Annotated in this window: 17 protein-coding genes and 1 pseudogene; 6 read left to right on the top strand and 12 right to left on the bottom strand. The window is 74.7% G+C overall.

The genetic code is table 11. From position 1 onward, the window contains the following. Positions 1–158: 158 nt before the first annotated feature. A complete protein-coding gene (locus ACGF0D_RS08780) occupies positions 159–1,451 on the top strand; it encodes an SWIM zinc finger family protein (protein ID WP_392914400.1) in 1,293 nt (430 codons plus the stop codon). 11 nt (positions 1,452–1,462) lie between these two features. Then, complete coding sequence (locus ACGF0D_RS08775) at positions 1,463–3,049, top strand: DUF5691 domain-containing protein (RefSeq protein WP_392914399.1); 1,587 nt, start codon at positions 1,463–1,465, stop codon at positions 3,047–3,049. 72 nt (positions 3,050–3,121) lie between these two features. Here the strand turns inward: ACGF0D_RS08775 and ACGF0D_RS08770 are convergent, their stop codons facing one another. Beyond that, complete coding sequence (locus ACGF0D_RS08770; protein ID WP_224285525.1) at positions 3,122–3,526, bottom strand: cobalamin B12-binding domain-containing protein; 405 nt, start codon at positions 3,524–3,526, stop codon at positions 3,122–3,124. A 323-nt stretch (positions 3,527–3,849) separates the two neighbouring features. On the opposite strand from ACGF0D_RS08770, the gene ACGF0D_RS08765 reads away from it, so the two are divergent. Further along, entirely contained in the window at positions 3,850–4,665 is an 816-nt protein-coding gene (locus ACGF0D_RS08765) for a M23 family metallopeptidase (protein ID WP_392914398.1), read from the top strand. A 10-nt stretch (positions 4,666–4,675) separates the two neighbouring features. Here ACGF0D_RS08765 and pcrA read toward each other — a convergent pair whose 3' ends face one another. From pcrA to ACGF0D_RS08750, 3 genes are all read right to left on the bottom strand, one after another. After that, positions 4,676–7,291: a DNA helicase PcrA gene (pcrA, locus tag ACGF0D_RS08760; protein WP_392867223.1), complete on the bottom strand. Its 2,616-nt coding sequence runs from the start codon at positions 7,289–7,291 to the stop codon at positions 4,676–4,678. An 84-nt stretch (positions 7,292–7,375) separates the two neighbouring features. Then, positions 7,376–8,080 (bottom strand): LuxR C-terminal-related transcriptional regulator, encoded by a 705-nt coding sequence (locus ACGF0D_RS08755; RefSeq protein ID WP_392867225.1) that lies wholly within the window; start codon positions 8,078–8,080, stop codon positions 7,376–7,378. After that, a complete protein-coding gene (locus tag ACGF0D_RS08750) occupies positions 8,073–9,407 on the bottom strand; it encodes a PspC domain-containing protein (protein WP_392868745.1) in 1,335 nt (444 codons plus the stop codon). Before ACGF0D_RS08750 ends, ACGF0D_RS08755 begins: the two co-directional genes overlap by 8 nt. Positions 9,408–9,670: 263 nt before the next feature. On the opposite strand from ACGF0D_RS08750, the gene ACGF0D_RS08745 reads away from it, so the two are divergent. Together ACGF0D_RS08745 and ACGF0D_RS08740 are read left to right on the top strand one after the other, a co-directional pair. Beyond that, complete coding sequence (locus ACGF0D_RS08745) at positions 9,671–11,128, top strand: PspC domain-containing protein (protein WP_392914397.1); 1,458 nt, start codon at positions 9,671–9,673, stop codon at positions 11,126–11,128. Then, positions 11,125–11,334, top strand: a complete 210-nt coding sequence (locus ACGF0D_RS08740; protein WP_392867231.1) for a hypothetical protein — start codon at positions 11,125–11,127, stop codon at positions 11,332–11,334. Before ACGF0D_RS08745 ends, ACGF0D_RS08740 begins: the two co-directional genes overlap by 4 nt. 44 nt (positions 11,335–11,378) lie before the next feature. Here the strand turns inward: ACGF0D_RS08740 and ACGF0D_RS08735 are convergent, their stop codons facing one another. The 8 genes and pseudogenes from ACGF0D_RS08735 to ACGF0D_RS08700 form a co-directional block, all read right to left on the bottom strand. Continuing rightward, a complete protein-coding gene (locus ACGF0D_RS08735) occupies positions 11,379–11,663 on the bottom strand; it encodes a ubiquinol-cytochrome c reductase iron-sulfur subunit (protein WP_392914443.1) in 285 nt (94 codons plus the stop codon). A gap of 255 nt (positions 11,664–11,918) precedes the next feature. Then, a pseudogene (locus ACGF0D_RS08730) lies at positions 11,919–12,446 on the bottom strand (DoxX family membrane protein); the annotation flags it as partial. Between the two features lie 213 nt (positions 12,447–12,659). Continuing rightward, positions 12,660–14,255, bottom strand: coding sequence for a glutamine-hydrolyzing GMP synthase (guaA, locus tag ACGF0D_RS08725; protein ID WP_392867234.1), 1,596 nt, complete (start codon positions 14,253–14,255; stop codon positions 12,660–12,662). 1,007 nt (positions 14,256–15,262) lie between these two features. Beyond that, the gene (locus ACGF0D_RS08720; RefSeq protein WP_392914396.1) at positions 15,263–17,095 is read right to left on the bottom strand and encodes a hypothetical protein; all 1,833 of its coding nucleotides are present in this window, start codon (positions 17,093–17,095) and stop codon (positions 15,263–15,265) included. Positions 17,096–17,214: 119 nt separating this feature from the next. After that, a complete protein-coding gene (locus ACGF0D_RS08715; RefSeq protein WP_392914395.1) occupies positions 17,215–19,020 on the bottom strand; it encodes a GMC oxidoreductase in 1,806 nt (601 codons plus the stop codon). Between the two features lie 90 nt (positions 19,021–19,110). Further along, positions 19,111–20,742, bottom strand: a complete 1,632-nt coding sequence (locus ACGF0D_RS08710; protein ID WP_392914394.1) for a succinic semialdehyde dehydrogenase — start codon at positions 20,740–20,742, stop codon at positions 19,111–19,113. Positions 20,743–20,835: 93 nt separating this feature from the next. Continuing rightward, entirely contained in the window at positions 20,836–22,578 is a 1,743-nt protein-coding gene (locus ACGF0D_RS08705; protein ID WP_392914393.1) for a serine/threonine-protein kinase, read from the bottom strand. Between the two features lie 161 nt (positions 22,579–22,739). Further along, positions 22,740–23,864 carry a protein kinase gene (locus ACGF0D_RS08700; protein WP_392914392.1) on the bottom strand — a complete coding sequence of 375 codons (1,125 nt, stop codon included), beginning with the start codon at positions 23,862–23,864 and terminating at the stop codon, positions 22,740–22,742. A 57-nt stretch (positions 23,865–23,921) separates the two neighbouring features. On the opposite strand from ACGF0D_RS08700, the gene ACGF0D_RS08695 reads away from it, so the two are divergent. Next, positions 23,922–24,449: an SHOCT domain-containing protein gene (locus ACGF0D_RS08695; protein WP_392914391.1), complete on the top strand. Its 528-nt coding sequence runs from the start codon at positions 23,922–23,924 to the stop codon at positions 24,447–24,449. The last annotated feature ends 6 nt before the right edge of the window (positions 24,450–24,455 follow it).

Raw genomic sequence — 24,455 nt, 5'->3', positions numbered from 1 at the left:
CTTCGGGTCGGCCCCGGGCACACGGGTGCCCCGGGCGCAATGGTGATCGGGGAGTCAGGACCTGTTGGGAACAACCCTGCACCGAGCCACTGACAACCCGGCGGGGCCCGCGGACGCTCCGTCAGCCGCTGTCAGTGCCGCCGCCTACGGTCGGTCGCATGGAGGAACGCTGGAGCACCGAACACGTCCTGTCCCTGGCACCTGACGCCGCCTCGCAGAAGGCGGCGGGCAAGCTCTCCGCGCCCGCGCCGTGGTCCGGCACCGGCACCGACGGCACCGCGCTCTGGGGCGAGTGCAAGGGCAGCGGCCGCACGCCGTACCGCACCGCGATCGAACTCGCCACGCCCGCCTACCAGTGCAGCTGCCCCAGCCGGAAGTTCCCGTGCAAGCACGCGCTCGGGCTCCTCCTGCTGTGGAGCGGCACCCCGGAGGCCGTCCCGGCCGGCGAGCCCGCCGACTGGGTCGCCGAGTGGCTCAAGTCCCGCCAGGAGCGCACGGAGAAGCGCGCGGCGGAGCCGGTCGACCCGGAGGCCGCCCGGCGGCGGGCCGAGAAGCGCGGCGCCCGGGTCACCGCCGGGGCCGCCGAGCTGCGGCTGCGGCTGGCCGACCGGGTCCGGCACGGCCTGGCCGACCAGTCCACCGCCGGGCCCTGGGAGGAGGTCGCCGCCCGGATGGTCGACGCGCAGGCCCCCGGCCTGGCCACCCGGGTCCGCGAACTGGACGCGCTGCCGCAGGAGCGGCTGCTGGAGGAGTACGCGATGCTGCACCTGCTCGCCACCGCCGCCACCCGGATGGACGAGCTGCCGCCCGAACTGGCCGCCACCGTCCGCACCCGGGTCGGGTACCCCGCGGACGACAGCACGCTGGGGACCGGCGTCCGCGACCGCTGGCTGGTGCTCGGCAGCCGGGACACCACGGTCGAGCGGCTCACCACCCGCCGGGTCTGGCTGCGCGGTGCCAAGACCGGCCGCCCGGCCCTGCTGCTCGCCTTCGGCCACTCCGGCCAGGCACCCGCCCTCGCCCTGCCCACCGGCCACCTGGTGGAGGCCCAGCTCGCCTACTACCCCGGCGCCCATCCGCTGCGCGCCACCCTCGGCAAGCGCTACGGCGCCCCCGAACCGGGCCCCGCCGGGCCGCCCGCCGGGCTGACCGTCGCCGAGGCGGTGGCCGGCTACGGCACCGCCGTCGCCGACGACCCGTGGCTGGAGAGCCGGCCGACGGTGCTCGGCGACGTCGTCCCGGTCCGCACCCCGGACGGCTGGTTCCTGACGGACGGCCACCACACCGTGCCGGTCCGCACCTCGACCGTCCCGGAGGCCGCGCTGTGGCGGCTGGCCGCGGTCTCCACCGGCCGCCCGCTCACGGTCTTCGGCGAGTACGGCCACCAGGGCTTCGCCCCGGTCACGGCCTGGGCTGCCGGCCGACGCCCGGTCGGCCTCACCAACGCTTAGGAGCACCGAGAATGACGACCACCCAGGACCCGTGGGAGACCCTGCAGACCAGCGCCCTGCTCGGCACCGACCGCCGACCGCTCCCGGCCACCGCCCTGCCGCTCGCCGACGCCGTGGACCGGGGCGACCAGGCCGCCGCCCTGCTGGAGCTGGCCGCGCTGGCCGCCGTCCGCCGCCGGGCCGGCGCGCTGCCCGTACCGGCCACCGAGCCGCCCGGCCCGCCCGCGGCCGAGGACGCCCGCCCGGAACTGCCGGAGCCCGCCGCCCGCCGACTGGCCGTCCTGCTCTCGGGCCGGACCGGCGCCGGCGGCGGCACCCTGGCCAACCTGGCCGAGCTGCTGCCCCAGTGGCTCACCACCGCCCGGGCGAGCGGCCTGCGCCCGCCCGCCGCACTGGTGCCCGGCCTGCTCGACGCCGCCCGCGCCCGCAGCGAACTGCGCCCCGACGCCGTGGCGTTGGCCGGTCCGCTGGGCCGCTGGCTGGCCGAGCAGAACCCCGACTGGCGGTTCGTGCTGCGCACCACCACGCCCGAGCTGCCGCAGGAGTGCGCGGACGACCGGCTCTGGCACGAGGGCCTGTTCGCCGAGCGGGTCACCCACCTCACGCTGCTGCGCCGCCGCGATCCCGCGGCCGGCCTGGAACTGCTGCGCGGCACCTGGGCCACCGAGCGTGCCGAGGACCGCCTGCTCTTCCTGGACGCCCTCCAGGAAGGCCTCTCCCCCACCGACGAACCGTTCCTGGAGGCCGCCCTCGGCGACCGCAGCAAGAACGTCCGGGCCACCGCCGCCGAGCTGCTCTCCGCCCTGCCCGACTCGGCGCTGGCCCACCGGATGGGCGAGCGGGCCCGGGCCGCCGTCCGGCTCGCCGACACCGGCACCCACCTGCTGGTCACCCCGCCCGCCGAGTGCGACGCCCGGATGCAGCGCGACGGGATCGCCCCCAAGTCGCCCACCGGGCGCGGCGAACGGGCCTGGTGGTTCGGCGAGGTGGTGGCCGCCGCGCCACTGGCGACCTGGTCGACGGGCACCGGGCTGACGCCCGAGCAGCTGCTCGCCCTGCGGGTCGGCGACAGCCTCGACGAGGCCAGCAGCAGCTGGGCCGACGACCTGCGGGAGGCCTGGGCGCGGGCAGCCGTCCGCCAGCAGGACGCCGACTGGGCCCGGGCGCTGCTCGGCCCGGCCCCGGCCCCGCCCGGCCGCGGCGCCCGGACCCGCTCGCCGCGGGCCACCGGTGCCCCGGCCAAGCTGCTGGCCGTCCTCCCGCCGCAGGAACGGGCCGCCTGGACGGCCGCGTTCATCACGGTGCACGGACTGGGCGAGGCCTTCCAACTGCTCGGCGCCTGCGCCACACCGTGGACGCCGCCGCTGTCCACCGCCGTGGTGACGGCGCTGGCCCGGGCGGCGGCCTCCGGGGCGTACCCGTGGAGCCACAGCGGGGTGCTCGGGATGACGGAGCGCGCGCTCGCCCCGGAGACGGCCGCCGCGGTGGAGGAGCTGGCCGCCGGGGCCGCCCCGGACTCCGCGTGGTCCGAGACCTTCGCCCGACTGGCCGGCACCCTGCGCTTCCGGGCGGCGATGCTCGCGGAGCTGTCGGGCTGAACCCGGCGGAGCGTCGAGCACGACGGAGCGGGCCGACCCCGGGAGGGGCCGGCCCGCTCGACGCCCGGTGGCTCAGCCGGCCCGCAGGTTCGACTCGACCCAGGCGACCACGTCCCGGGTCGGCGTGCCCGGGGTGAAGATGTCCGCGACACCCATCGCCTTGAGCTCGGCGATGTCCTCGTCCGGGATGATCCCGCCGCAGAAGACCTTGATGTCCTCCGCGTCGCGCTCCTTCAGCAGCTCCAGCACCCGCGCGCACAGCGTCATGTGGGCGCCGGAGAGGATCGACAGCCCGATGCCGTCCGCGTCCTCCTGGATCGCGGTGTCGACGACCTGCTCGGGCGTCTGGTGCAGTCCGGTGTAGATGACCTCCATACCGGCGTCGCGCAGGGCGCGCGCGATGACCTTGGCACCACGGTCGTGACCGTCGAGCCCGGGCTTGGCGACCACCACACGGATCGGCCCCGACACACTCATGACTGCCTCCTGGACATCGTCGTCCACCATCCGACCGGGCCTCGTGGGCCGCCGGCGCGGTTAACGGTCAATAACCAATCTGAGGGGAGGTTAGCGCCACCCGGCACGGTTGACCGTGCCACCCCCGAAGAGGAGGGCAAAGTCACAGCTCCCGGCCTTGCTACCAGCGGGTATACCCCTCCTTCCCGCAACCTCCGCACAGACCCCCCGGCCGCCCCCTTGACATCCGGAGGGTTTTCCGGAGCGTCGACCTTGCGGTTACAGTCACGGCTGTCTTCCCCTCGCCCGACGACGTCCGAGGCCCACCGAGGAGGCAGCCCCCGATGGCTCCCGATGCAGCCGCCCGTCCGACCCGTGCGGAGCTGCGCCTCGCGGCCCGCGAACAGTCCCGCGCCCAGCGCCGCGGCGCCGCCAAGGCGGCCACCCGGACGGCGCTGCTGCGGGTCGCGCTGCCGTCGGTGGCGGCGCTCGGCGTGGCCGCCGCGGCGGCGGTCACCGTGCAGGGCGAGGCCGACCAGCAGCGCGCCCAGGCCGCCGGGCGAGTGCCGCAGACGGCGACGGAGAACGCCCCGGACACCGCGGCCGCGCAGACGGCGGCCGCCCACGCGGTCGCGGCCGGCGCACCGGCCCAGGCCTCGCGCGGCGACGCCCGCCAGCCGCTGGCCGGCGCCCAGCCCACCGACGCCCCCGCCGAGGCCCCCACCGCGCAGCCCACCGCCGAGCCGGCGCCCGAGCCGGTCAAGCCCAAGGTGGTCATGCCGGTCGCCCGGCACGGCCTCGGCGAGGTGTTCGGCGAGGCCGGCACCCACTGGGCCAACCGGCACACCGGCATCGACTTCCCGGTGGACGGCGGCTCCGAGGTCTACGCCGTGGCCGACGGCACCCTCCGCACCCAGTGGAACCCGTTCTACGGCTACATGACGATCATCAAGATGTCCGACGGCACCGAGGCCTGGTACTGCCACCTGCGGGCGTACAAGGTGCGCAAGGGCCCGGTGAAGCAGGGCGACGTGGTCGCCTTCGTCGGCAGCAGCGGCAACAGCACCGGCCCGCACCTGCACTTCGAGATCCGGCCGCCGGGCAGCGGGCCGATCGACCCGCTGCCCTGGTTCCTCTCGAACGGCCTGGACCCGCGCTAGGGCGGACGCCCTACAGCTTCTCGACCGGCGCGTAGCGCAGCAGCAGCTGCTTGCGCCCGTCGGTGCCGAAGTCGACGGTGGCCTGCGCCCGGTCGCCGACGCCCGTGACGGCCACCACGGTGCCCAGCCCGAAGCTGTCGTGGGTGACCCGGTCGCCGACCGCGAGCGAGACGGCCTCGCGCTCCACCATCTGGCCGCCGCGCCGCGCCGACTGCCCCCAGCCGGCCTTGGGCGACGCCGCCGACGACGACGAGGAGCGCGAACTCCCGCCGCCGGACGAGGACTTGCCCCAGGACGCGCCCGAGGAGTAGCCGCGCTGGACCGGCGCCTGGGCCGCCCCGGTGCGCTTCCACTCCACCAGCGCCTCCGGGATCTCCTCCAGGAAGCGCGAGGCCGGGTTGTAGGCCGGCTGCCCCCAGGCGCTGCGCAGCACCGAGCGGGTCAGGTACAGCCGCTCGCGGGCCCGGGTGAGGCCGACGTACGCGAGCCGGCGCTCCTCCTCCAGCTCCTTGACCTGGTTGAGCGCCCGCATGTGCGGGAAGATCCCGTCCTCCATGCCGGTCAGGAAGACCACCGGGAACTCCAGGCCCTTGGCGGTGTGCAGGGTCATCATCGTGATGACGCCCTGCCCGTCCTCGTCCTCGTCCGGGATCTGGTCGGAGTCGGCGACCAGCGCGACCCGCTCCAGGAAGTCGGCCAGCGAGCCGACCGGCGGCGTGCCCTCCTCCCCGGCGTCCGGACGCTCGCCCGGGTCCTGCTCGTACTCCAGGGCGACGGAGGCGAGCTCCTGGAGGTTCTCCACCCGGGTCTCGTCCTGCGGGTCCGTCGACGCCTGGAGCTCGGCCAGGTAGCCGGTCTCCTCCAGGACGGCCTCCAGCACCGCCGCCGGGCCCGCGCCCGACTCGACCACCTGGCGCAGCCCGGCCATCAGGGTGTTGAACTTCTTGACGGCGTTGGCCGAGCGCGCGGCCATCCCGTACGCCTCGTCGACCCGCACCAGCGCCTGGGCGAAGGAGATCCGCTCCCGCGCGGCGAGCGCGTCGATCATCGCCTCGGCCCGCTCGCCGATGCCGCGCTTGGGCACGTTGAGGATCCGGCGCAGCGGCACGGTGTCCTCGGGGTTGGAGAGCACCCGCAGGTACGCCAGGACGTCCCGGACCTCCTTGCGCTCGTAGAAGCGCACCCCGCCGACCACCTTGTACGGCAGGCCGACCCGGATGAACACCTCCTCGAACACGCGGGACTGGGCGTTGGTCCGGTAGAAGATCGCGACGTCGCCGGGCTTGGCCTCACCCTTGTCGGTGAGCCGGTCGATCTCGTCGGCGATGAACTGGGCCTCGCCGTGCTCGTCGTCCGCGACGTAGCCGACGACCTTCTCGCCGTGGTCCCCGGCCGTCCACAGCTTCTTCTCGCGGCGGTTGGCGTTGCGCTCGATGACGGCGTTGGCGGCGCTCAGGATCGTCTGGGTGGAGCGGTAGTTCTGCTCCAGCAGGATCGTGGTCGCGTTCGGGTAGTCCTCCTCGAACTGGAGGATGTTGCGGATCGTCGCGCCGCGGAAGGCGTAGATCGACTGGTCCGCGTCACCGACCACGCACAGCTCGGCCGGCGGCACCTCGGCGAGGTGCGCGGCCGCCGGGTTCACGAAGTCCCCGTCCGCGGTGCGCTTCGGCGCGGCCGCGACGGATCCGCCGCTCAGCTCCCGGACGAGCATGTACTGGGCGTGGTTGGTGTCCTGGTACTCGTCGACCAGGATGTGCCGGAACCGGCGCCGGTAGTGCTCGGCGACGTCGGGGAAGGCCTGCAGCAGGTTCACCGTCGTCATGATGATGTCGTCGAAGTCCAGCGCGTTGGCCTCGCGCAGCCGCCGCTGGTAGAGCGCGTACGCCTCGGCGAGCTTCTTCTCCATCGGGTTGGCGGCCTGGTCGGCGAAGGTCTCCTCGTCGATCAGCTCGTTCTTGAGGTTGCTGATCTTCGCGGTGAAGGACTTCGGCGGGAACTGCTTCGGGTCCAGGTCGAGGTCGCGGCAGACCAGCGACATCAGCCGCTGCGAGTCGGCCGAGTCGTAGATCGAGAAGCTGGAGGTGAAGCCCAGCTGCTTGGACTCGCGGCGCAGGATGCGCACGCAGGCGCTGTGGAAGGTGGAGACCCACATCGCCCGGGCGCGCGGGCCGACCAGCGCCTCGACGCGCTCGCGCATCTCGCCGGCCGCCTTGTTGGTGAAGGTGATCGCCAGGATCTCCCCCGGCTGCACGCCGCGGGCGCCCAGCAGGTGGGCGATCCGGTGGGTCAGCACCCGGGTCTTGCCCGAGCCGGCGCCGGCCACGATCAGCAGCGGGGAGCCCGCGTGCAGCACCGCCTCGCGCTGCGGGTCGTTCATCCCCTCCAGCAGTTGCGCCGGGTCGATCACCGCCCGGGCGGCGCCGTTGCGGTACCAGGCGTCCCGCTCCGTCTCGGCGGCGTGGTCGGTCTGGAACAGCCCGTCCGGGATGGCCTCCTCGTACGCGTCGTACGGAAGGTCGTCCTCGTACGGCGGGGGCTCCTCGTCCACGGGAGCGGCGGGCTGCTTCGACCCGGCGGCGGGGGCCTCGAAACCGGGGAGCGGAAGGTCGTCAAAGAGGCTACTCATGGCACATCGAGTCTATGGCCACCCGCCGACAAGCCCGCCCGCCCCGGAGGATCCGGGGCGGGCGGGCTTCGGCTCCGGGACCTGTCAGACCAGGCGACGGGCGGTGGCCCAGCGGGTCAGCTCGTGGCGGTTGCTCAGCTGGAGCTTGCGCAGCACGGCGGAGACGTGGCTCTCGACCGTCTTCACCGAGATGAAGAGCTGCTTGGCGATCTCCTTGTAGGCGTAGCCGCGGGCGATCAGCCGCAGGACCTCGCGCTCGCGCTGGGTGAGCCGGTCCAGGTCCTCGTCCACCGGCGGGGTGTCGGTGGCGGCGAAGGCGTCCAGCACGAAGCCGGCCAGCCGGGGCGAGAACACCGCGTCGCCGTCGGCGATCCGGAAGACCGCGTTCACCAGGTCGGTGCCGGTGATGGTCTTGGTGACGTAGCCGCGCGCGCCGCCGCGGATGACGCCGATGACGTCCTCGGCGGCGTCCGACACCGACAGCGCCAGGAACTTCACCCCTCCCTGCTCCCCCATCACGCCGACCGAGCGGCGCAGCACCTCGACGCCGCCGCCGCCCGGCAGGTGGACGTCGAGCAGCACCACGTCCGGCCTGGTCTCGGCGACCACGCGGACCGCCGAGTCCACGTCGTCGGCCTCGCCGACCACGTCGATGCCGGTCACCTCGGTACGGCCGATCTCGGCCCTGACCCCCGTCCGGAACATCCGGTGGTCGTCCACCAGTACGACCCGCGCGGTCCTCCCCCGGCCTTCGGCTGCGGGTACCCCCATCGGAGCTGCCTCAGTCATCCGTTCTCTCCATCTCCAGCTCGACCTCGGTACCGCCGCCCGCCGCCGGCCGCACCCGAGCGGTGCCGCCGTTGCGCTTCATCCGGCCGATGATCGACTCCCGTACGCCCATCCGGTCCTCGGGTACCGTGTCGGGGTCGAAGCCGGGGCCGTGGTCGCGGACGAACACCGACACCGTCCTCCCCTCCACCTCGGCGTAGACCTGGACCGGTCCCCCGCCACCGTACTTGGCCGCGTTGACGGTCGCCTCCCTCGCGGCCTGCATCTGTGCCGCGATCCTCTCGTCCATCGGGCAGTCGCCGACGATCACCAGCTCGACCTGGACGCCGTGCCGGTCCTCGACCTCGGCGACGGCGGCCCGCAGGGTCTCCGCCATGGTGTCCGGCGCGGCCTCGGCCGCGGCCTCCGGGCGGTACAGCCACAGCCGCAGCTCGCGCTCCTGCGAGCGCGCCAGCCGCAGCACCTCCTTGGGGTCCTCGGCCCTGCGCTGGATCAGGGTCAGGGTGTGCAGCACGGAGTCGTGGATGTGCGCGGCGATCTCGGCCCGCTCCTGGGCGCGGATGCGGGCGGTGCGCTCGGCCCCGAGGTCCTGCCAGAGCCGCAGGCCGTACGGGCCGAGCAGCACCAGCACGCCGACCAGCACCGCGAGCGAGGCCTCGATCACCGAGCCGAGCGTGGAGCCGCTGCCCTGCATGGCGAGCAGCGCGATGGTGCCGGCCACCGCGAGCAGCACGCCCGCGCCGACCCGGGTGTAGGCGCCGCGCCGCTTCTCGCCCTCCTCGATGCCGAACCAGCGCTGCCAGCGCGAGTCGTCGGCCTGCCGCCAGACCAGCGCCACGCCGACGCCGATCGCCAGCAGCGGCCAGGTGTACGGCTTGGCGGTCTGCCAGCCGAGCACGTTGAGCAGCGCGATCACGCCGATCACGGTCATCACCAGGGCGGCGAGCTGGCCGAGGCCGCCCTGCCCGGCCTTGCCGGCCGGCCCGGCCTCCTCCCCCTCCACGGGGGCGGTCACCGGCTCGCCCTGCAGGGTGTGCTGGAGCAGCCGGCGCATCCGGCCCACCCAGCCGGTGGCCTGGCCGCCCTTGTTCAGCAGCCCGCCCTGCACCCCAGGCGAGGCCGGGACGAACGCCCCGTTGACGTACACCCACTGGGCGCCGCCGCGCTGCGAGGGCTCGCCGATGCCGATCGGCACCACGAACCAGAACGCGGCGTACAGCAGCGCGCCGATCCCCTGCGCGAAGAACAGCACGACGAAGGCGATCCGCACCCACCGCACCGGCAGCCCGAGGTGCACCGCCAGGCCGTGCGCGACGCCGCCGAGCATCCGCCCCCGCGGGCTGCGGTAGAGCCGCCGGTAGGGCGGCCGACCGCCGTCGGGCGCACTCGGGTCGGCGCCGGCCGACGGCGCGGCGTCGGGAGCGATGGTTCGGGGATCGGTACCGGGGGCTGCCACGCCACCGATGGTTCCACGCGGGCGCCCGCGGGCGCATCAGGGTGTGTCCCCATCCCGTATCAGGGACAAGTCAGGGTACGGACAGGGATCGACCCGGTTGGGCCGGGCCGTCCCCTGCCGGAAGGATGGTGCCCATGACCGAGGACCCCCGCATCGAGGAGGCCGGGCCCGCCGCCCCGCCGGAACCGGACCGCCCGCCACTGACCCGGGCCGAGCACCACCGCGTGGTGGCCGGCGTCTGCGGCGGCCTCGGCCGGCACCTGGACATCGACCCGGTGGTGTTCCGGATCGTCACGGTGGTGCTCTGCCTCTCCGGCGGCCTCGGGCTGTTCCTGTACGGCCTGGCCTGGCTGATCGTCCCGACCGACGGCGAGCCCAAGGGCCGCGGCGGGCGCACGGAACTCCAGCGGGTGCTCACCGGGCGGGTGGACGGCCAGTCGGTCGGCGCGGTGCTGCTGACGGTGATCGGCACCGGGGTGTTCTTCTCCTCGATGGGCGACGGGGAACAGATGTTCCCGCTGCTGCTGCTCGCCGCCCTGGTCTTCCTCGCGGTGCGCTACGACCCGGAGCGCCGCCGGGGCCGGGGCCGGGGGCGCGAGCGCCGCCGCGGCGGCCCGTACGACCGCCACTTCCCCGGGCAGGAGGGCAGCGGGGTCACCGGCGGCGCCGCGGGCGCCGACGGCACCGGGGCCTACCGCTGGCCGCGGCCGGAGCAGGACGAGGCCGCCCGGCCCGCCGGCCGGACCCCCGCCGACGGCCCGGCCCCCGGCCCCGGCGGCTACCTGTGGGACCCGCGCCACCCCGAGCGCAACCCGTACGGGGGCGCCTCCCCGGCCGGCCCGACCCCGCCGTACGGCACCCCCGTGCCCCCGGTCGGCGGCCCGGCCCAGCCCTGGTGGCAGCGCGCCGACCTGCCCGAGGGCGACCCGCTGCGCAAGGAGAACGGCCGGCGCCGCCCCGCGCCCGCCGCCGTGCGGCACCCCCGGGAGCGCTCGGCGCTCGGCTTCTTCGGCTTCCTGCTGGCGGTCGGCGCCGGCGCCACGGTCTGGGCCGCCTCCACCGACCGCCACAACCCCACCGTGCTGGGCGCGACGATGCTGGCCACCGCGCTGCTGGTGGTGGGCCTGACCCTGCTGGTCGGCGCGAAGTTCGGCCGGGCCCGCCGGCTGGCGGTGACCGGCATGCTGCTCACCCTGGCGCTGGCCTTCGTCGGCCACGCGCCGGACTCCATGCGCAACGCCGTCGGCGACCGCGAGTGGACCGTCGCCTCGGCCGCCGACCTGCACGACCGGTACAACCTGGGCGCCGGGAAGCTCAACCTGGACCTGTCCGCGGTCGACCCGGCCGGGGCCACCCTCGCCACCAAGGTCGACCTCGGCGTCGGCGACATCACCGTCACCGTGCCGGATGACGTGACGGTGAACGTGGTGGCCCGGGTCGGGCTGGGCAACGTCTCCGTCCCCGGCGAGCAGAGCGACAGCACCGGACGGCACACCTACCTGATCGGCCCTGCCAACGGGCAGCCGGCCAAGGGCACCGTCAATCTCGAACTCGGACTCGGGCTCGGCAACATCAAGGTGGTCCAGCAGTGAGGAAGCACCGGCTCGACCTGTTCTCGCTGATCGCGGGTGCGCTGTTCACCGTGATCGCCGTGGTCTACCTGGTCGCGGCGCTCAACGACCGGTCGGTGAACGGGCGGATCGTCATCCCCGTCGCCTTCATCGTGCTCGGCGTCGGCGGCCTGGCCGGCGCGGTCGCGGCGGTGGCCCGGCGCGGCCGGCCCGACCGCGAGGAGTGACCGCCCCCGGAGAGCCCTGAACGCGCCCGCCCGGCCCCGGGTCCTCAGCTCTGCTGCGGGCCCAGGGTCAGCTGGTCCCCGTTCTTGCTGACGGCGTACTTGGGCAGCGGCTTGACCGCCGGCCCGTTGACCACCGCACCGGTCGCGGCGTCGAACCGGGAGCCGTGGCAGGGGCAGTACAGCTGGCCGTTCTTCGGCGCGTCCACGGCGCAGCCGGAGTGGGTGCACACCGCGGAGAAGGCGCAGTACTGGCCGGCCTTGGGCTGCACGATGTAGACGGCGTCCCCGGTGGCCGGGTCCTTGACCTGGGCCGCGCCGCCGACCGGCACGCTCGCGGCGGGCACCGCGGGGGCCTGTGCCGGGGCGTTCGGGACCGCGGCGCCGGGGGCCGGCGCTTCGGCGACCGGGGCCGCCGACTGCGCGGAGGCCGCCGACTGCGTGGAGGCGGCCGACTCGTCCCGGCCGAAGGTACGGGTCAGCGAGCCGGTGAGCAGCCCGGCCCCGCCGATCGCGACGGCCGCGATCCCGCCGTCCACCAGGGCCCGGCGCTTGACGTGGTCCTCGCCCAGCCCGCGCTCACGGTCCCGCGCGGCCCGGCGGGCCAGGTAGCCGTCCACCGACAGGTCCGGCGTGCCGGCCAGCAGCAGCGGGGTCCAGGCCATCAGGTAGGCCAGGTCGTTGCCGAGGTAGTACGGCGAGACGCTCCAGCTGACCGTCAGCCACAGGCTGAGGTTGAGCAGCGCGCCGCCGAGCGCGGCGACCCGGCCCCAGAGGCCGAGCAGGGTGCCGAGGCCCACCGCCAGCTCGCCGAAGGCCACGGCGAGCGCGAACAGGGTCGGGTGGCCGAGGGCGGGGCCGAGCAGGAAGGAGATCGGGCTGCCGCCCGCCTTGGCGGCCTGGGTCTGCGAGACGAAGGACGCCGGGTCGCCCGCCCCGGCCAGGAAGTGGGCGTCGGAGAGCTTGTCGAGGGCGGCGTAGACGAAGGTGACACCGAGGAAGAGCCGCAGCGGCAGCAGCGCGTACCTGGACGCGAGCGCCCTCAGCTGCGCCGCCCGGGCGGCCGGACCGGCCGCTCCCCCGCCTGCCGGCACCGGGTTGCTGGCCTCCGACATCCCTCACACCTTCCCTCGCCGCCTGCCACCGCCTGACAGGTCCGGTCCGCATTCTGCCCGCTCCCGGCCGCTTTCGGTGGGAGGTCCCTCCCGACGAGCGGCGCCCGCACCGCAAACGGCCGCGCCGTCGCTCCCTCCGTTACGGGAACGACGGCGCGGCCGTTCAGGCATCGGCCTCGGGACGAGCAAACGTCCCGGCGGCCGGTGGGAGTGCTACTCCCACTCGATGGTGCCCGGCGGCTTGCTGGTGACGTCGACGACGACGCGGTTCACGTCGCGGACCTCGTTGGTGATCCGGGTGGAGATCTTCGCCAGCACGTCGTACGGCAGGCGCGACCAGTCGGCGGTCATGGCGTCCTCGGACGAGACCGGGCGCAGCACGATCGGGTGGCCGTAGGTGCGGCCGTCGCCCTGCACGCCCACGCTGCGGACGTCGGCGAGCAGCACGACCGGGCACTGCCAGATCTCGCGGTCCAGACCGGCCGCGGTCAGCTCCTCGCGGGCGATCGCGTCGGCGTCGCGGAGCAGGTCCAGGCGCTCCTTGGTGACCTCGCCGACGATCCGGATGCCCAGGCCCGGGCCCGGGAACGGCTGGCGCTGGACGATCTCCTCCGGCAGGCCCAGCTCCTGGCCGACCATCCGGACCTCGTCCTTGAACAGCTTGCGCAGCGGCTCGACCAGCTGGAACTGGAGGTCCTCGGGCAGGCCGCCGACGTTGTGGTGGGACTTGATGTTGGCGGTGCCGGTGCCGCCGCCGGACTCCACCACGTCCGGGTACAGGGTGCCCTGGACCAGGAAGTCGACCGACTCGCCCTGCTCGCCGGCCTCGGCGACGATCTCGGCCTGGGCCTGCTCGAAGACCCGGATGAACTCCCGGCCGATGATCTTGCGCTTCTCCTCGGGGTCGGTGACCCCCTTCAGCGCGTTCAGGAAGCGCTCGGAGGCGTCGACGACCTTCAGCTGGACGCCGGTGGCGGCCACGAAGTCCTTCTCGACCTGCTCGGTCTCGCCCTTGCGCATCAGGCCGTGGTCGACGTAGACGCAGGTCAGCCGGTCGCCGATGGCCTTGTTGACCAGGGCGGCCGCGACCGCGGAGTCCACGCCGCCGGACAGGCCGCAGATCGCGCGCTTGTTGCCGACCTGCTCGCGGATCAGGGCGATCTGCTCGTCGACCACGCTGCCGGTGGTCCAGGTCGGGGCGATGCCGGCGCCGCGGTAGAGGAAGTGCTCCAGGACCTGCTGGCCGTGGTCGGAGTGCAGCACCTCGGGGTGGTACTGGACGCCGTAGAGCCGGGCCTCGTCGTTCTCGAAGGCCGCGACCGGGACCAGGTCGGTGGAGGCGGTGACGGTGAAGCCCTCCGGGGCGGCGGAGCAGGCGTCGCCGTGCGACATCCACACCGAGTGCTGCGCCGGGACGCCCTCGAACAGGGTGGAGCCGGTGCGGGAGACGGTCAGCGGGGTGCGGCCGTACTCGCGGGCACCGTTGTTGTCGACGGTGCCGCCGAGGCTCTTGGCCATCAGCTGGAAGCCGTAACACATGCCGAAGACCGGGACACCGGCCTCGAAGATCGAGCGGTCGATCTGCGGCGCGCCCTCTTCGTAGACCGACGACGGGCCACCGGAGAGGATGATCGCCTTGGGGTTCTTGGCGAGCATCTCGGCGACCGGCATGCTGCTCGGCACGATCTCGCTGTAGACCCGCGCCTCACGCACCCGACGGGCGATGAGCTGGGCGTACTGGGCGCCGAAGTCGACCACCAGGACGGGGTCGTTGTCCGGCGCGGACTGGACGGGAATTGCAGAGGACACGGACGGCCTTCCGGCAGCGGTATCGAGGTGTCGCGCGTGGCCGCCTCCCCGGCGGGGCTGCGGCTGCGGCGGACGGTGTGGGGTGTCTGGACACCGATTCTACCGGGCTGTCCGGTTTCACTCGTCTGCACGTCCAATGGACCGTGACCGCACGGGGCGGCGGTTCGTTGCTTCTGACGAACGTACGGCCGCGCCGCGTCCGCCAGACGCGCCGCCGCCCCCGCGGGGGCACCGCCGTACGGCAGCAGGACCACGCGTGGAGCTCCACCCCAGTCCACCGGCGCACGTGGTGCCGCCGCCCGGCCCGCCGGGCGCACGGCTCCGTGGGACCGTGCGCGGGTGCCGCGGCCGGCCAGCAGGGGACAGCGAACCCGGCCGCGACTGGGCCGAGAGGTGGGACGGCCGGGGTCCGGGGACGCCCGGGACCGGCCGTCACACCCCCGGTCCGATCCGGTGCGCGCCCGGGCGCACTCCCCCTCCCACCCAGCGCCGCTACGCGCGTCCCCGTGCGCCACAACCACCCGAACCGCTACTCACCGTGATCATCAGCGGCGGGCTCGACGGGAAATGCTCTGTGCCGAACTGTGCCGAACCGGTTGCAGAGCGAGCCCCTCGTCCAGCACGATGCTCGTTGTAAGCGGTTCTCCCGGCGCCTCACGGCTCGCCGAGGAGGCCCGCGACGGCGTTCTCCGCAGCCGCGCCGCAGGGAGGCGGCAACGGTTTACCGTTCACACTCCGTGAGCACGGGCCCGGCGCAGACCTGCGCACCGAGCCGCCGCCCACGGACGTCCGCGCCCCGCGCGACCGGCCACCCACGCCGGAGCCGCACGGCGCACCCCGAAGCCAACCGACACGACGGCGCTCCTCCCCCGGCGCCGTCACCGCAGCACCGGCGCGGCCCTGACGCCGAGTGCTGAACGACAAAGGGCCCCGTTCCCCCGCGGGGCCCTTTGCCCTTTTCGGGGGCGCCCGGAGTCAGGGGCACCCGGAGTCAGGGGTGCCCGAAGTCAGGGGTGCTCGCGCCAGACGCTCGGGTCGACCGGCTCCTGGCCCGGGGGCGGCGGCACCGCGCCGGGCGCCGACGTCCCGCCGGCCGGAGCGGGCGGCGCCGGGTGCGAGTCCAGCACCTCGCTCGGCCCACCGGACTGCGGCGGCACGCCGTGGCCCGGCATCACCGGCGCCCCCGGTGTCGCGTACGGCACCTGCGGCGGCACCTCCGCGTACGGCCCGCCGGCCCGGGCTCCGGCACCCTGCACGCCGGCGCCCTGGGCTCCAACGCCCTGGGCGGAGGCGAACGGCGACTCGGCGTACGGCACCGCGGTCTGCGGCGCGCCCACACCCCGGCCGCGGACGGCCGCCAGCAGCGGCGGCACCAGCACCGCGCCGACCACCGACCAGACCAGGTTGGCCAGCAGCACGCTGAGGAACACCAGGCCGACCGCGGTCTCCTGGGACATGTCCACGCGGGCCGAGGAGGTCCAGCCCCGCATCGACATCGTCCTGGTCATCTGCGCACCGGCCACCGTCATCAGCACGGTGAGCGCCACCCCGTACACGGCCGCCAGCCGGAGCCGGTCGGCCGCGTCCAGTCGGCGCCGGTACGCGGACCAGCCGAGCAGGCCCGCCGCGGCGAGCGCCAGCAGGCCGCACCAGCGCCAGTCGGCGGCCGCGTCGTGCAGGTCGAAGAAGGAGATCTCCGCGTCGCTGCTGCGGTCGCCCCAGCTCTCGCCCTGGCCGGACAGCCCGGAGTGCACCCGCCAGGTCGACCCCGAGCCGAAACCGAGCAGGAGGAGGCCCAGGTTGGGCAGGAACGCGAGCGAGACCGCCGTCTCCACGCCCTCCTTGCTGTTCGCCGCGACCAGCACGAAGGCCACCAGCGCGGCCAGCCCGACCGCCAGCGCCAGCGCCTGGCCCGCCGTGAGCGCGGCCACCGCCCAGCCGCGCACCGACCGGTTGCGCCAGGCCGCCCAGCGCAGGGCGTCGGTGCCGTGGACGGCGAAGGCCAGTGCGGCGGCCAGCAGGGCCGTCCACCCGACCGCCTCCACCCAGCCCGAGTCCGCGCCGAAGCTCATGCCGGTGCTCCGCAGGGGGTAGCCGGACTCGTCGTCGAACCGGTCCGCCGGCTGCCAGGTCGTCCCTCCGACCAGCCCGATCAGCAGCGTCACCCCGGCCAGCACCACGGCGGTGCGCAGCGCCTCGCCACCGGCCTGGCCGCGGGTCAGCCGGGCGCCGACCGCCTTGCGCCCGCGGGCCCCGGCCCGCAGGCCGAGCCAGAGCGCCAGCGCCCAGAGCACGGTGACGGTCATCGGCAGCACCCGGAACGCGAGCTCCAGGTCGTCCAGGGTGTCGCGGCTGGACGCGGGGTGCCCGGTCAGCCGGAACGGCGCGCCGAAGGCGTTCAGCGTCATCGCCAGCGCCGCGCCGAACCGGTCGCCGTAGCCGGGCGAGGCGATGAACGCGTCGTAGTCGTAGCCGCTCGGGACAGCCGTGATCAGCGCCGCCACGAGCAGCACGCCGGTCGGGGCGATCGCGGCCCGGAGCGCCGGGCGCCAGTCCGATCCGGTGAGCCAGCGCATCACCGGCGAGGGCCCGCGCTGCGGCTCGTACGGGTTCCCGCCGCCCCAGCTGCCCACCGCGGGCGGCCCGGCGACGGGCGGCGGCGGGGGCGGCGGGTACCCGGGGGCACCGGGCGGCGGACCGTACGAGGGCGGGACGGGCGGTGCGGCGGGCGGGGCGTCCGCCGGCGGGGGCGGGGGCGGCGGCGCCGACGGCCGCCCGCACGAACCGCAGACGACCGCCCCCTCCTGCGAAGTCGCGCCGCACGATGCGCAGTTGGCCATGGCCCGCGCTCCCCCCGATCGACGAGTCCCTGGCGGCCCCAGGGAGCCCGTTTATCCCATCGGACCCGAACGGATGTCAACCGGGAACCGGGGCAGGCGGATTGGCCCGCCGGACGGGTTCAGTCGCGCTTCTTCGGGACCTCCGGGACGGGCAGCAGCGGCAGCCGCAGCGCGCCGAACGCGCCCTCCGGCACGGCCGGCCGCACCGGCGCGACCGCCGCGACCCGCCGGTACTCCTCGCCCTGGGCCGGGCGCGGGTCCGCCTCGCCCTTGTTCGGCCACATCGACAGGGCGCGCTCGGCCTGCGCGGTGATGGTGAGCGAGGGGTTGACGCCCAGGTTGGCGGAGACGGCCGAACCGTCCACCACGCTGATCCCGGGGTAGCCGTACAGCCGGTGGTACGGGTCCACCACGCCGGTCTCGGGGGCGTCGCCGATCGGGCAGCCACCCAGGAAGTGCGCCGTCATCGGGATGTCGAAGATCTCGCCGACGGTGCCGCCGGCGAAGCCGTTGATCTCGTCGGCCAGCGCCTGGGCGCCCCGCTCGGCCGCCGGGATCCAGGTCGGGTTGGGTTCGCCGTGGCCCTGGGTGGAGGTGAGCCGGGCCTTGCCGAGCGGGCCCTTCTTCAGCGAGACGGTGATCGAGTTGTCCAGCGACTGCATCACCAGGCCGATGATCGTCCTCTCGGACCAGCGGCGCTGGTCCATCGAACGGGCGAAGGTCAACGGGTGGAGCGCCGAGTTCGCCAGGTAGCGCAGCCAGCGCGGAATCGTTCCGCCGCCCTTGACCTGGGCGATGGACAGCGCGCCCATCGCGTTGGAGCCCTTGCCGTAGCGGACCGGCTCGATGTGGGTGTTGGAGTCCGGGTGGATCGAGGAGGTGATCGCCACGCCCTTGGTGAAGTCCGCCTTGGTGCCGTAGCGCCGGTCGGTGGTCTGCGCACCCACCAGGGCCTCGGAGTTGGTGCGGGTCAGCTCGCCCAGCCGCGCCGAGATCCGGGGCAGGTGGCCGCTGTCCCGCATCCGGTGCAGCAGCGACTGGGTGCCGTAGGTGCCGGCCGCGACGACCACCCGGGCCGCGGTGATCGTCCGCGCGCCCGCCTTCACCCGGTCGGTCTTCGAGCGCGCGTCGGTACGGCGCACGTCCACCGCGTAGCCGCGGCTCCCGTCGGCCCCGCCGATCTCCCGGATCCGGGCCACCGTGGTCAGCGGGTGGATCTGCGCGCCGCCCTTCTCGGCCAGGTGGAGGTAGTTCTCGGTGAGCATGTTCTTGGCGCCGTGCCGGCAGCCGGTCATGCACTCGCCGCACTCCACACAGGCCTTGCGGGCCGGGCCGGCGCCGCCGAAGTACGGGTCGGCGACCTCGCCGCCGGGCGCCGCCTTGGCACTGCCCCCGGCGTCCCCGCCGTCGCCGAAGAAGACCCCGACCGGCGCCATGTGGAAGGTGTCGCCGACGCCCATCCGCTCGGCGGCCGCCTTGAGGTGGACGTCCGAGGGGGTGAGGGTCGGGTTGAGCCGGACCCCGAGCATCCGCTGCGCCTGGTCGTAGAACGGCGCCAACTCCTGCTGCCAGTCGGTGATGTGGCGCCACTGCCGGTCCTCGAAGAAGGCCTTCGGCGGCACGTACAGCGTGTTGGCGTAGTTCAGCGAGCCGCCGCCGACCCCGGCGCCGGCCAGGATCAGTACGTTGGCCAGCAGGTGGATGCGCTGGATGCCGTACAGCCCGAGCTGCGGCGCCCACAGGTAGTTCGGCAGGTCCCAGGAGTTCTTGGGCAGTTCGTCCCGGTCGAAGCGCCGCCCGGCCTCCAGGACGGCGACCCGGTAGCCCTTCTCGGTCAGCCGCAGGGCCGCGACCGAACCGCCGAAGCCGGACCCGACCACCACCACGTCGTAGTCGAACTCCGCCGCACCGCCGGACTGCACCATCTGCCACCGCTCCTTCGCCGGGTGAACCTGCCTGTGGGTGCCGCGAACCGGGCCCCACCGGTCCGGCGGGGCCCGGTTCGCGGTCGGGTCCTACTTGAAGCGCAGCGCCTTGAGCGCCCGCAGCCCGCCGGTCATCACGGCGGCGAACTGCTTGTCGTCCAGGCCGAACGAGGGCGCGAGCGGCACCAGCCGCTGGGTCGCGATGGTCTGCGCCTCGGTGAAGCGCAGGATGCCCTCGGCACCGTGCCGGCGGCCCAGCCCGGAGTCGCCCATGCCGCCCATCGGCGAGCCGACCGAGCCGTACGCGGCGGCGTAGGCCTCGTTGACGTTGACCGTGCCGGTGCGCAGCCGGGCCGCGACCGTCCGGCCGCGCCGCAGGTCCCCGGTCCAGACGCTGGAGTTCAGTCCGTACGGCGTGGAGTTGGCGGCGGCGACCGCCTCCTCGTCGGTGTCGAAACGGTAGAGGGAGACGACCGGCCCGAAGGTCTCCTCGGCGCAGACCGCCATGTCCGGGGTGACGCCGTCGAGGATGGTCGGCTCGAAGAAGAACGGTCCGAGGTCCGGCCGGGCGCGCCCGCCGGCCACCACGGTGGCGCCCGCCTTGACCGCCTCGTCCACGTGCCGGGTGGTGGTCTCCAGCTGACGGGCGGAGACCAGCGAGCCCATGTCCGCGCCGTACGCGAGGCCGCCGCCCAGGCGCAGCGCCCGGGTGCGGGCGGCGAAGCGCTCCAGGAACTCGTCGGCCACCGAGCGGTGCACCAGCAGCCGCTCGATCGAGATGCACAGCTGTCCGGCGGAGGAGAAGCAGGCCCGGACGGCGCCCGCGGCGGCCGCGTCGAGGTCGGCGTCGGCGAGCACCAGCATGGCGTTCTTGCCGCCGAGTTCGAGCGAGGCGCCGACCAGCCGGGCGGCGGCGCGCTGGGCGACGTCGCGGCCGGTGCGGGTGGAGCCGGTGAACGAGACGTAGTCGGCGTGCTCCACCACGGCGGGGCCGATCACCGGTCCGTCGCCGATCACGATCTGCCACAGGTCGGCCGGCAGCCCGGCCTCGACCAGCAGCTCCCGGGCCCACAGCGCGGTCAGCGCGGTCTGGGTGTCGGGCTTGTTGACCACCGCGTTGCCGGCCGCGAAGGCGGGCAGGGCGTCGCCGATGGACAGCTCCAGCGGGTAGTTCCACGGCGAGATGTGGCCGACCACGCCCTTGGGGCGGCGGGCCTCGACGGCGTGGGTGAGCACCGGCAGCGCGCCGCCGCGCCGCTTGTCCTTGAGGTAGCCGTGCGCGGCCCGTCCGTAGTGCCGGGCGGCCATGGCGACGGCCAGCACCTCCTCGAAGGCGTGCAGCCGGGCCTTGCCGGTCTCCGCCTGGATGAGGTCCAGCACCTCGTCCTGCCGCCGGAGCAGCAGGTCGTGGAAGCGCAGCAGGACGGCGGCCCGGCGGCGCACCGGCAGCGCGGCCCAGGCGGCCTGGGCGCGGCGGGCCAGCTGGAAGGCGACCTCGACGTCGGCCGGGGTCGACCGCGGCAGGCTGGCCAGCCGTTCGCCGGTCAGCGGGGCGACGGTCTCCACCAGGTCGGGTTCGCCGGTGGCGGTGACGCCGGCGGCCAGCCTGGCGACCAGGGACCGCGGAACGGCCGCGGTGACGGTCCGGCCGCCGCCGGGGGCCGCCGGGTTGCCGGCGCCGGGGTGTTCGGTGGCCACTGCATCTGCTGTGAGGTCCGACATACGGCGCAGCCTAGGCGCTCGGCGGCCGGTCCGGTACCCGTCGGTAACAAGAATCTGCCCCAGTCGGGCGAAAGCGGGCACCGCCCGGCCCGGTCAGCGGATCGGGGTGAAGCTGTTGAGCACCGCGTAGAAGCGCTGCTCGGCCTCGTTCCACTCGCTGCCCTTCTCCGGGCTGGACGAGTAGATCGCGTAGCTGGTGCCGTCCTGGCCGATGAACTCGGTCTCGATCGCGCGCCGGCGGCCGCCCTCCTTGGCCGCGTAGCTGAACTCCCAGACCGCCGCCTCCTGGCCCTTCACCGCCGTGCCGGCCATCCGGTGCTGCTTGTAGTCCTTGAGCGACTTGGAGAGGCTGGCCTCCATCTGCCGCATGTGCTCCAGCGGCTTGACCGACTGGCCGACGGTGACGGCGAACTGGAGGTAGTGCACCTTGCCGTCGGGGGTGTAGTAGATCTGGTTGTCCCCGGAGCTGATCCGCTGCCAGGACGGGGTCCCGTTCGGCAGCGGGAAGCGGAAGCCGGCCGGGTCGTCGACCCAGTGGTAGCCGTTGGGCGGCGCCACCGCGGGGGAGGCGTCGCTGGTGGGCTCGGGCCCGGTGGACTCGACCGCGGTGGGCGTCGGGTCCTCGACGGGGCCGCCGCCCACCACGTGCCGGGTGACGAGGAAGGTGCCCGCGGCGGCCAGCAGACCGACGCCCACGGCTATGCCGACGATCTTCAGCAGGTTGCGGCGCTTGGCCGGTCCGCGCGCGGGCGCGTATGGGTGCGGCACCGGCGCGACGGGCGCGGTGTGCGCCCGGGCCACGTCCTGCGCGCCCCCGGTGGTGTCCGGTTCGGCGGGGGCGGGGGCGGGGGCGGGGGCGGGAGCCTTCGGCTCGGTCGGCTCCTCGGAGCCCTCGACCGGCTCCGCGGCGGGCGTCGGCCCCTCGCTGCGGTCCACCACCGGCACCGACTGGGTGGGCGTGCGCACCGACGCCACCGACTTCAGGCCCATCGTGTGCCCGGCCTGAACCTCGGCCAGCATCCGGGCCACCTCGTCCGCGGTCGGCCGCTCCGCCGGGTCCTTGGCCATCAGCGCGGCCAGCACCGGGCCCAGCGGCCCGGCCCGCCGCGACTCCGGCAGCGGCTCGTCCACCACCGCGGCGAGCGTGGTGATCGGCGAGTCCCGCCGGAACGGCGACTGGCCCTCGACCGCCGCGTACAGCGTCGCCCCGAGGCCCCACAGGTCCGAGGCAGGCCCGGGCCGCTCGCCCTGGGCCCGCTCGGGCGCCAGGTAGTCCGGCGAGCCGACCAGGTCGCCCGGCCGGGTCAGCTCGGTCGAGCCCTCGTACTTCGCGATGCCGAAGTCCAGCAGCACCACCCGCCCGGTGCCGCGCTCCAGCAGCACGTTGGCCGGCTTCACGTCCCGGTGCAGCACGCCCAGCTGGTGGCCGCGGTGCAGCGCCGCCAGCACCTGGCTGCCGACCTCGGCGGCGGCGCGCGGCTGCAGGGTGCCGTCCTGGCTGATCACGTCGGCCAGCGAACGGCCGTCGACCAGCTCCATCACGATCCACGGCCGGCCGTCCTGCTCCAGCACGTCGTGCACGGTGATCACGCCGGGGTGCTTGATCCGCGCGGCCGCGCTGGCCTCGCGCTTCATCCGGGTGTGCAGGATCTGCAGGTCCTCCTCGGGCAGGTGGTTGACGGTCAGCTCCTTGACCGCGACCTCCCGGTCGAGCATCCGGTCCCAGGCCCGCCAGACGGTGCCCATGCCGCCCCGGCCGAGCCGCTCGCCGAGCTCGTACCGCCCGGCCAGCAACCGCTCCGCCTCGGCCGCCTCCGGCCGGTCCTGCACGCCCATCTGCGCCCGCTCCCCCACACATTCCGCCTGCCGTCACCGCGACGGAGGGCCTGGTGCAGACCACTGTTCGAACAAATCCCACGCACACATTAGGCGCACCTTGCCGCCCCCGGTAATCACGCCCACCCCCTGGACCGCAAGACCGGAATCCGAGCGGATCGTCAGCCCGCGAACAGCACCACCGCGACAATTCCCAGCGCGAGCAGCACAAACACCCCGCCCACCAGCAGCGGCCCCAACAGGGAGGGGGGTATCCGGGGCGGCTTCGCCCCGTTTCCTGCCCCGAAGTCCCCGCCGTCACCGCCCTTTCGGGCACTCCCCCGCGCACCGGAGCGCCCGGCCCTCCCGCCCCGCACCCGCGGCTGCCGCGGCACCGCCGGCGCCGCCTGGTCCAGCGCCACGACCGCCGCCGCCCGCTCCTCGTCGACCGGCTCCGGTGCCCCCGCCAACAGCTCCGCCAGCTCCCCGCGCACCGCCTCCGCCGTCGGCCGCCGCACCGGATCGGGCTGCAGCAGCCGCTCCACCAGCGGCCCGAGCGGCCCGCACACCACCGAGGGCTCCCGCCGCCCGTCCCGTACGGCCGTCACCAACTCCGGCACGTCCCGCTCCGGGTACGGCGCACGGCCGGTGACCAGTCGCTGCGTCAGCACCCCGAGCGCCCAGCAGTCGCCCGCCGGGCCGCCGTCCAACGGCCAGCGCTCCGCCACCGGGCCGACCAGGGTGGCCCGCACCTCGTACCGCTGCCGCCCGCCCGGCCCGCCGAGCTCCTCGGCCAACGCCTCCTCCGCCACCCCGGCGAGCAGCCCGCCGAGCATCGCCGCGCCGTCCTCGCAGACCAGCACCGACTCCGCGGTCAGGGCGCCGTGGGTCAGCCCGGCCGCGTGCAGCGCCCGCAGGGCCCCGGCCAGGTCCGCCGCCAACTCGGCCGCCCGGTACGGCGGCAGCGGCCCTTCGGCGAGCAGCTCGGCCACCGTCCACCCGGCCGGCCGCTCCTCCACCGTCCACAGCAGGTCGTCCTCGACGAACGCGCCGACCCCGCGCAGCAGCCGCGGGTGCGCGACCGGCGCGGCCGAACCGACCGCCGCCACCCGCCGCACCAGCCGGTCCGCCCGCGCGGCGGCGGCCTCGTCCGGATCCTGGCCCACCGTCAGCACCCCCGGCAGTTCCAGGGCACTCAGCAGCACCGACTCACCGGTCCGCTCGTCCACCGCGTGGGCGCGCAGCGGTTCGGGACGGTCCGTCAGCCGGTACCGCCCCGCCAGCAACAACCCGGGGCCGCCTCGCATGCCAGTTCCTCTCGCTCGCCGACCAGCCTACTGAGCGGCTCCCTTAGGCTCGATCCCATGGACTGGACCGATCTGATCGACACCGCCTTCGAGGCGTCCGGAAACAGCAGGGCCAACCGCGCCGAGGCGGTCCGCGACGTCGAGGCGAACGTCATCGACGGCGAGAAGCCGGTCGCCTCGACCGCCGGGCGCCACCCCGACCACTTCCGCAAGGGAGTGCTGGTGCTGACCACCCATCGACTGCTCTTCCTGAAGGACGGGAAGCCGCCGGTCCCGGTTCCGCTCGCCGCCGTCACCGACGTCACCGTGACCCGCACCAAGCTCAACGGCGAAGTGCTCATGGTGGTGGCGCTCACCGGCTCGCACCGCTTCGAGGACGTGGTCAAGGCCGACTTCTTCGCCGAACAGCTCCGGGTCGCCGCCCGGAGCGCCCGCAACACCCCGAAGGCCCTCCCCACCGCACCGGCCGCGGACACCACCGGCGAACAGCTGATCGGCCAGCTGGAACGGCTGGCCGCCCTGCGCGGCTCCGGCGCCCTCACCGAGGACGAGTTCACCCGCGCCAAGCAGCGCCTGATCGGCTAGGGCCCG

This window comes from Kitasatospora sp. NPDC048298, assembly GCF_043201465.1.
Lineage (GTDB): Bacteria > Actinomycetota > Actinomycetes > Streptomycetales > Streptomycetaceae > Kitasatospora.
This window is presented reverse-complemented; position numbering and strand designations above follow the sequence as displayed.

Coding starts and splice junctions, on each gene's coding strand:
- ACGF0D_RS08710 (WP_392914394.1), bottom strand. CDS start 20,742: ATGTCGGACCTCACAGCAGATGCAGTGGCCACCGAACACCCCGGCGCC.
- ACGF0D_RS08700 (WP_392914392.1), bottom strand. CDS start 23,864: ATGCGAGGCGGCCCCGGGTTGTTGCTGGCGGGGCGGTACCGGCTGACG.
- ACGF0D_RS08705 (WP_392914393.1), bottom strand. CDS start 22,578: ATGGGCGTGCAGGACCGGCCGGAGGCGGCCGAGGCGGAGCGGTTGCTG.
- ACGF0D_RS08775 (WP_392914399.1), top strand. CDS start 1,463: ATGACGACCACCCAGGACCCGTGGGAGACCCTGCAGACCAGCGCCCTG.
- ACGF0D_RS08720 (WP_392914396.1), bottom strand. CDS start 17,095: ATGGCCAACTGCGCATCGTGCGGCGCGACTTCGCAGGAGGGGGCGGTC.
- ACGF0D_RS08745 (WP_392914397.1), top strand. CDS start 9,671: ATGACCGAGGACCCCCGCATCGAGGAGGCCGGGCCCGCCGCCCCGCCG.
- ACGF0D_RS08755 (WP_392867225.1), bottom strand. CDS start 8,080: ATGACTGAGGCAGCTCCGATGGGGGTACCCGCAGCCGAAGGCCGGGGG.
- pcrA (WP_392867223.1), bottom strand. CDS start 7,291: ATGAGTAGCCTCTTTGACGACCTTCCGCTCCCCGGTTTCGAGGCCCCC.
- ACGF0D_RS08715 (WP_392914395.1), bottom strand. CDS start 19,020: ATGGTGCAGTCCGGCGGTGCGGCGGAGTTCGACTACGACGTGGTGGTG.
- ACGF0D_RS08750 (WP_392868745.1), bottom strand. CDS start 9,407: ATGCTCGGCGGCGTCGCGCACGGCCTGGCGGTGCACCTCGGGCTGCCG.
- ACGF0D_RS08770 (WP_224285525.1), bottom strand. CDS start 3,526: ATGAGTGTGTCGGGGCCGATCCGTGTGGTGGTCGCCAAGCCCGGGCTC.
- ACGF0D_RS08780 (WP_392914400.1), top strand. CDS start 159: ATGGAGGAACGCTGGAGCACCGAACACGTCCTGTCCCTGGCACCTGAC.
- ACGF0D_RS08765 (WP_392914398.1), top strand. CDS start 3,850: ATGGCTCCCGATGCAGCCGCCCGTCCGACCCGTGCGGAGCTGCGCCTC.
- ACGF0D_RS08695 (WP_392914391.1), top strand. CDS start 23,922: ATGGACTGGACCGATCTGATCGACACCGCCTTCGAGGCGTCCGGAAAC.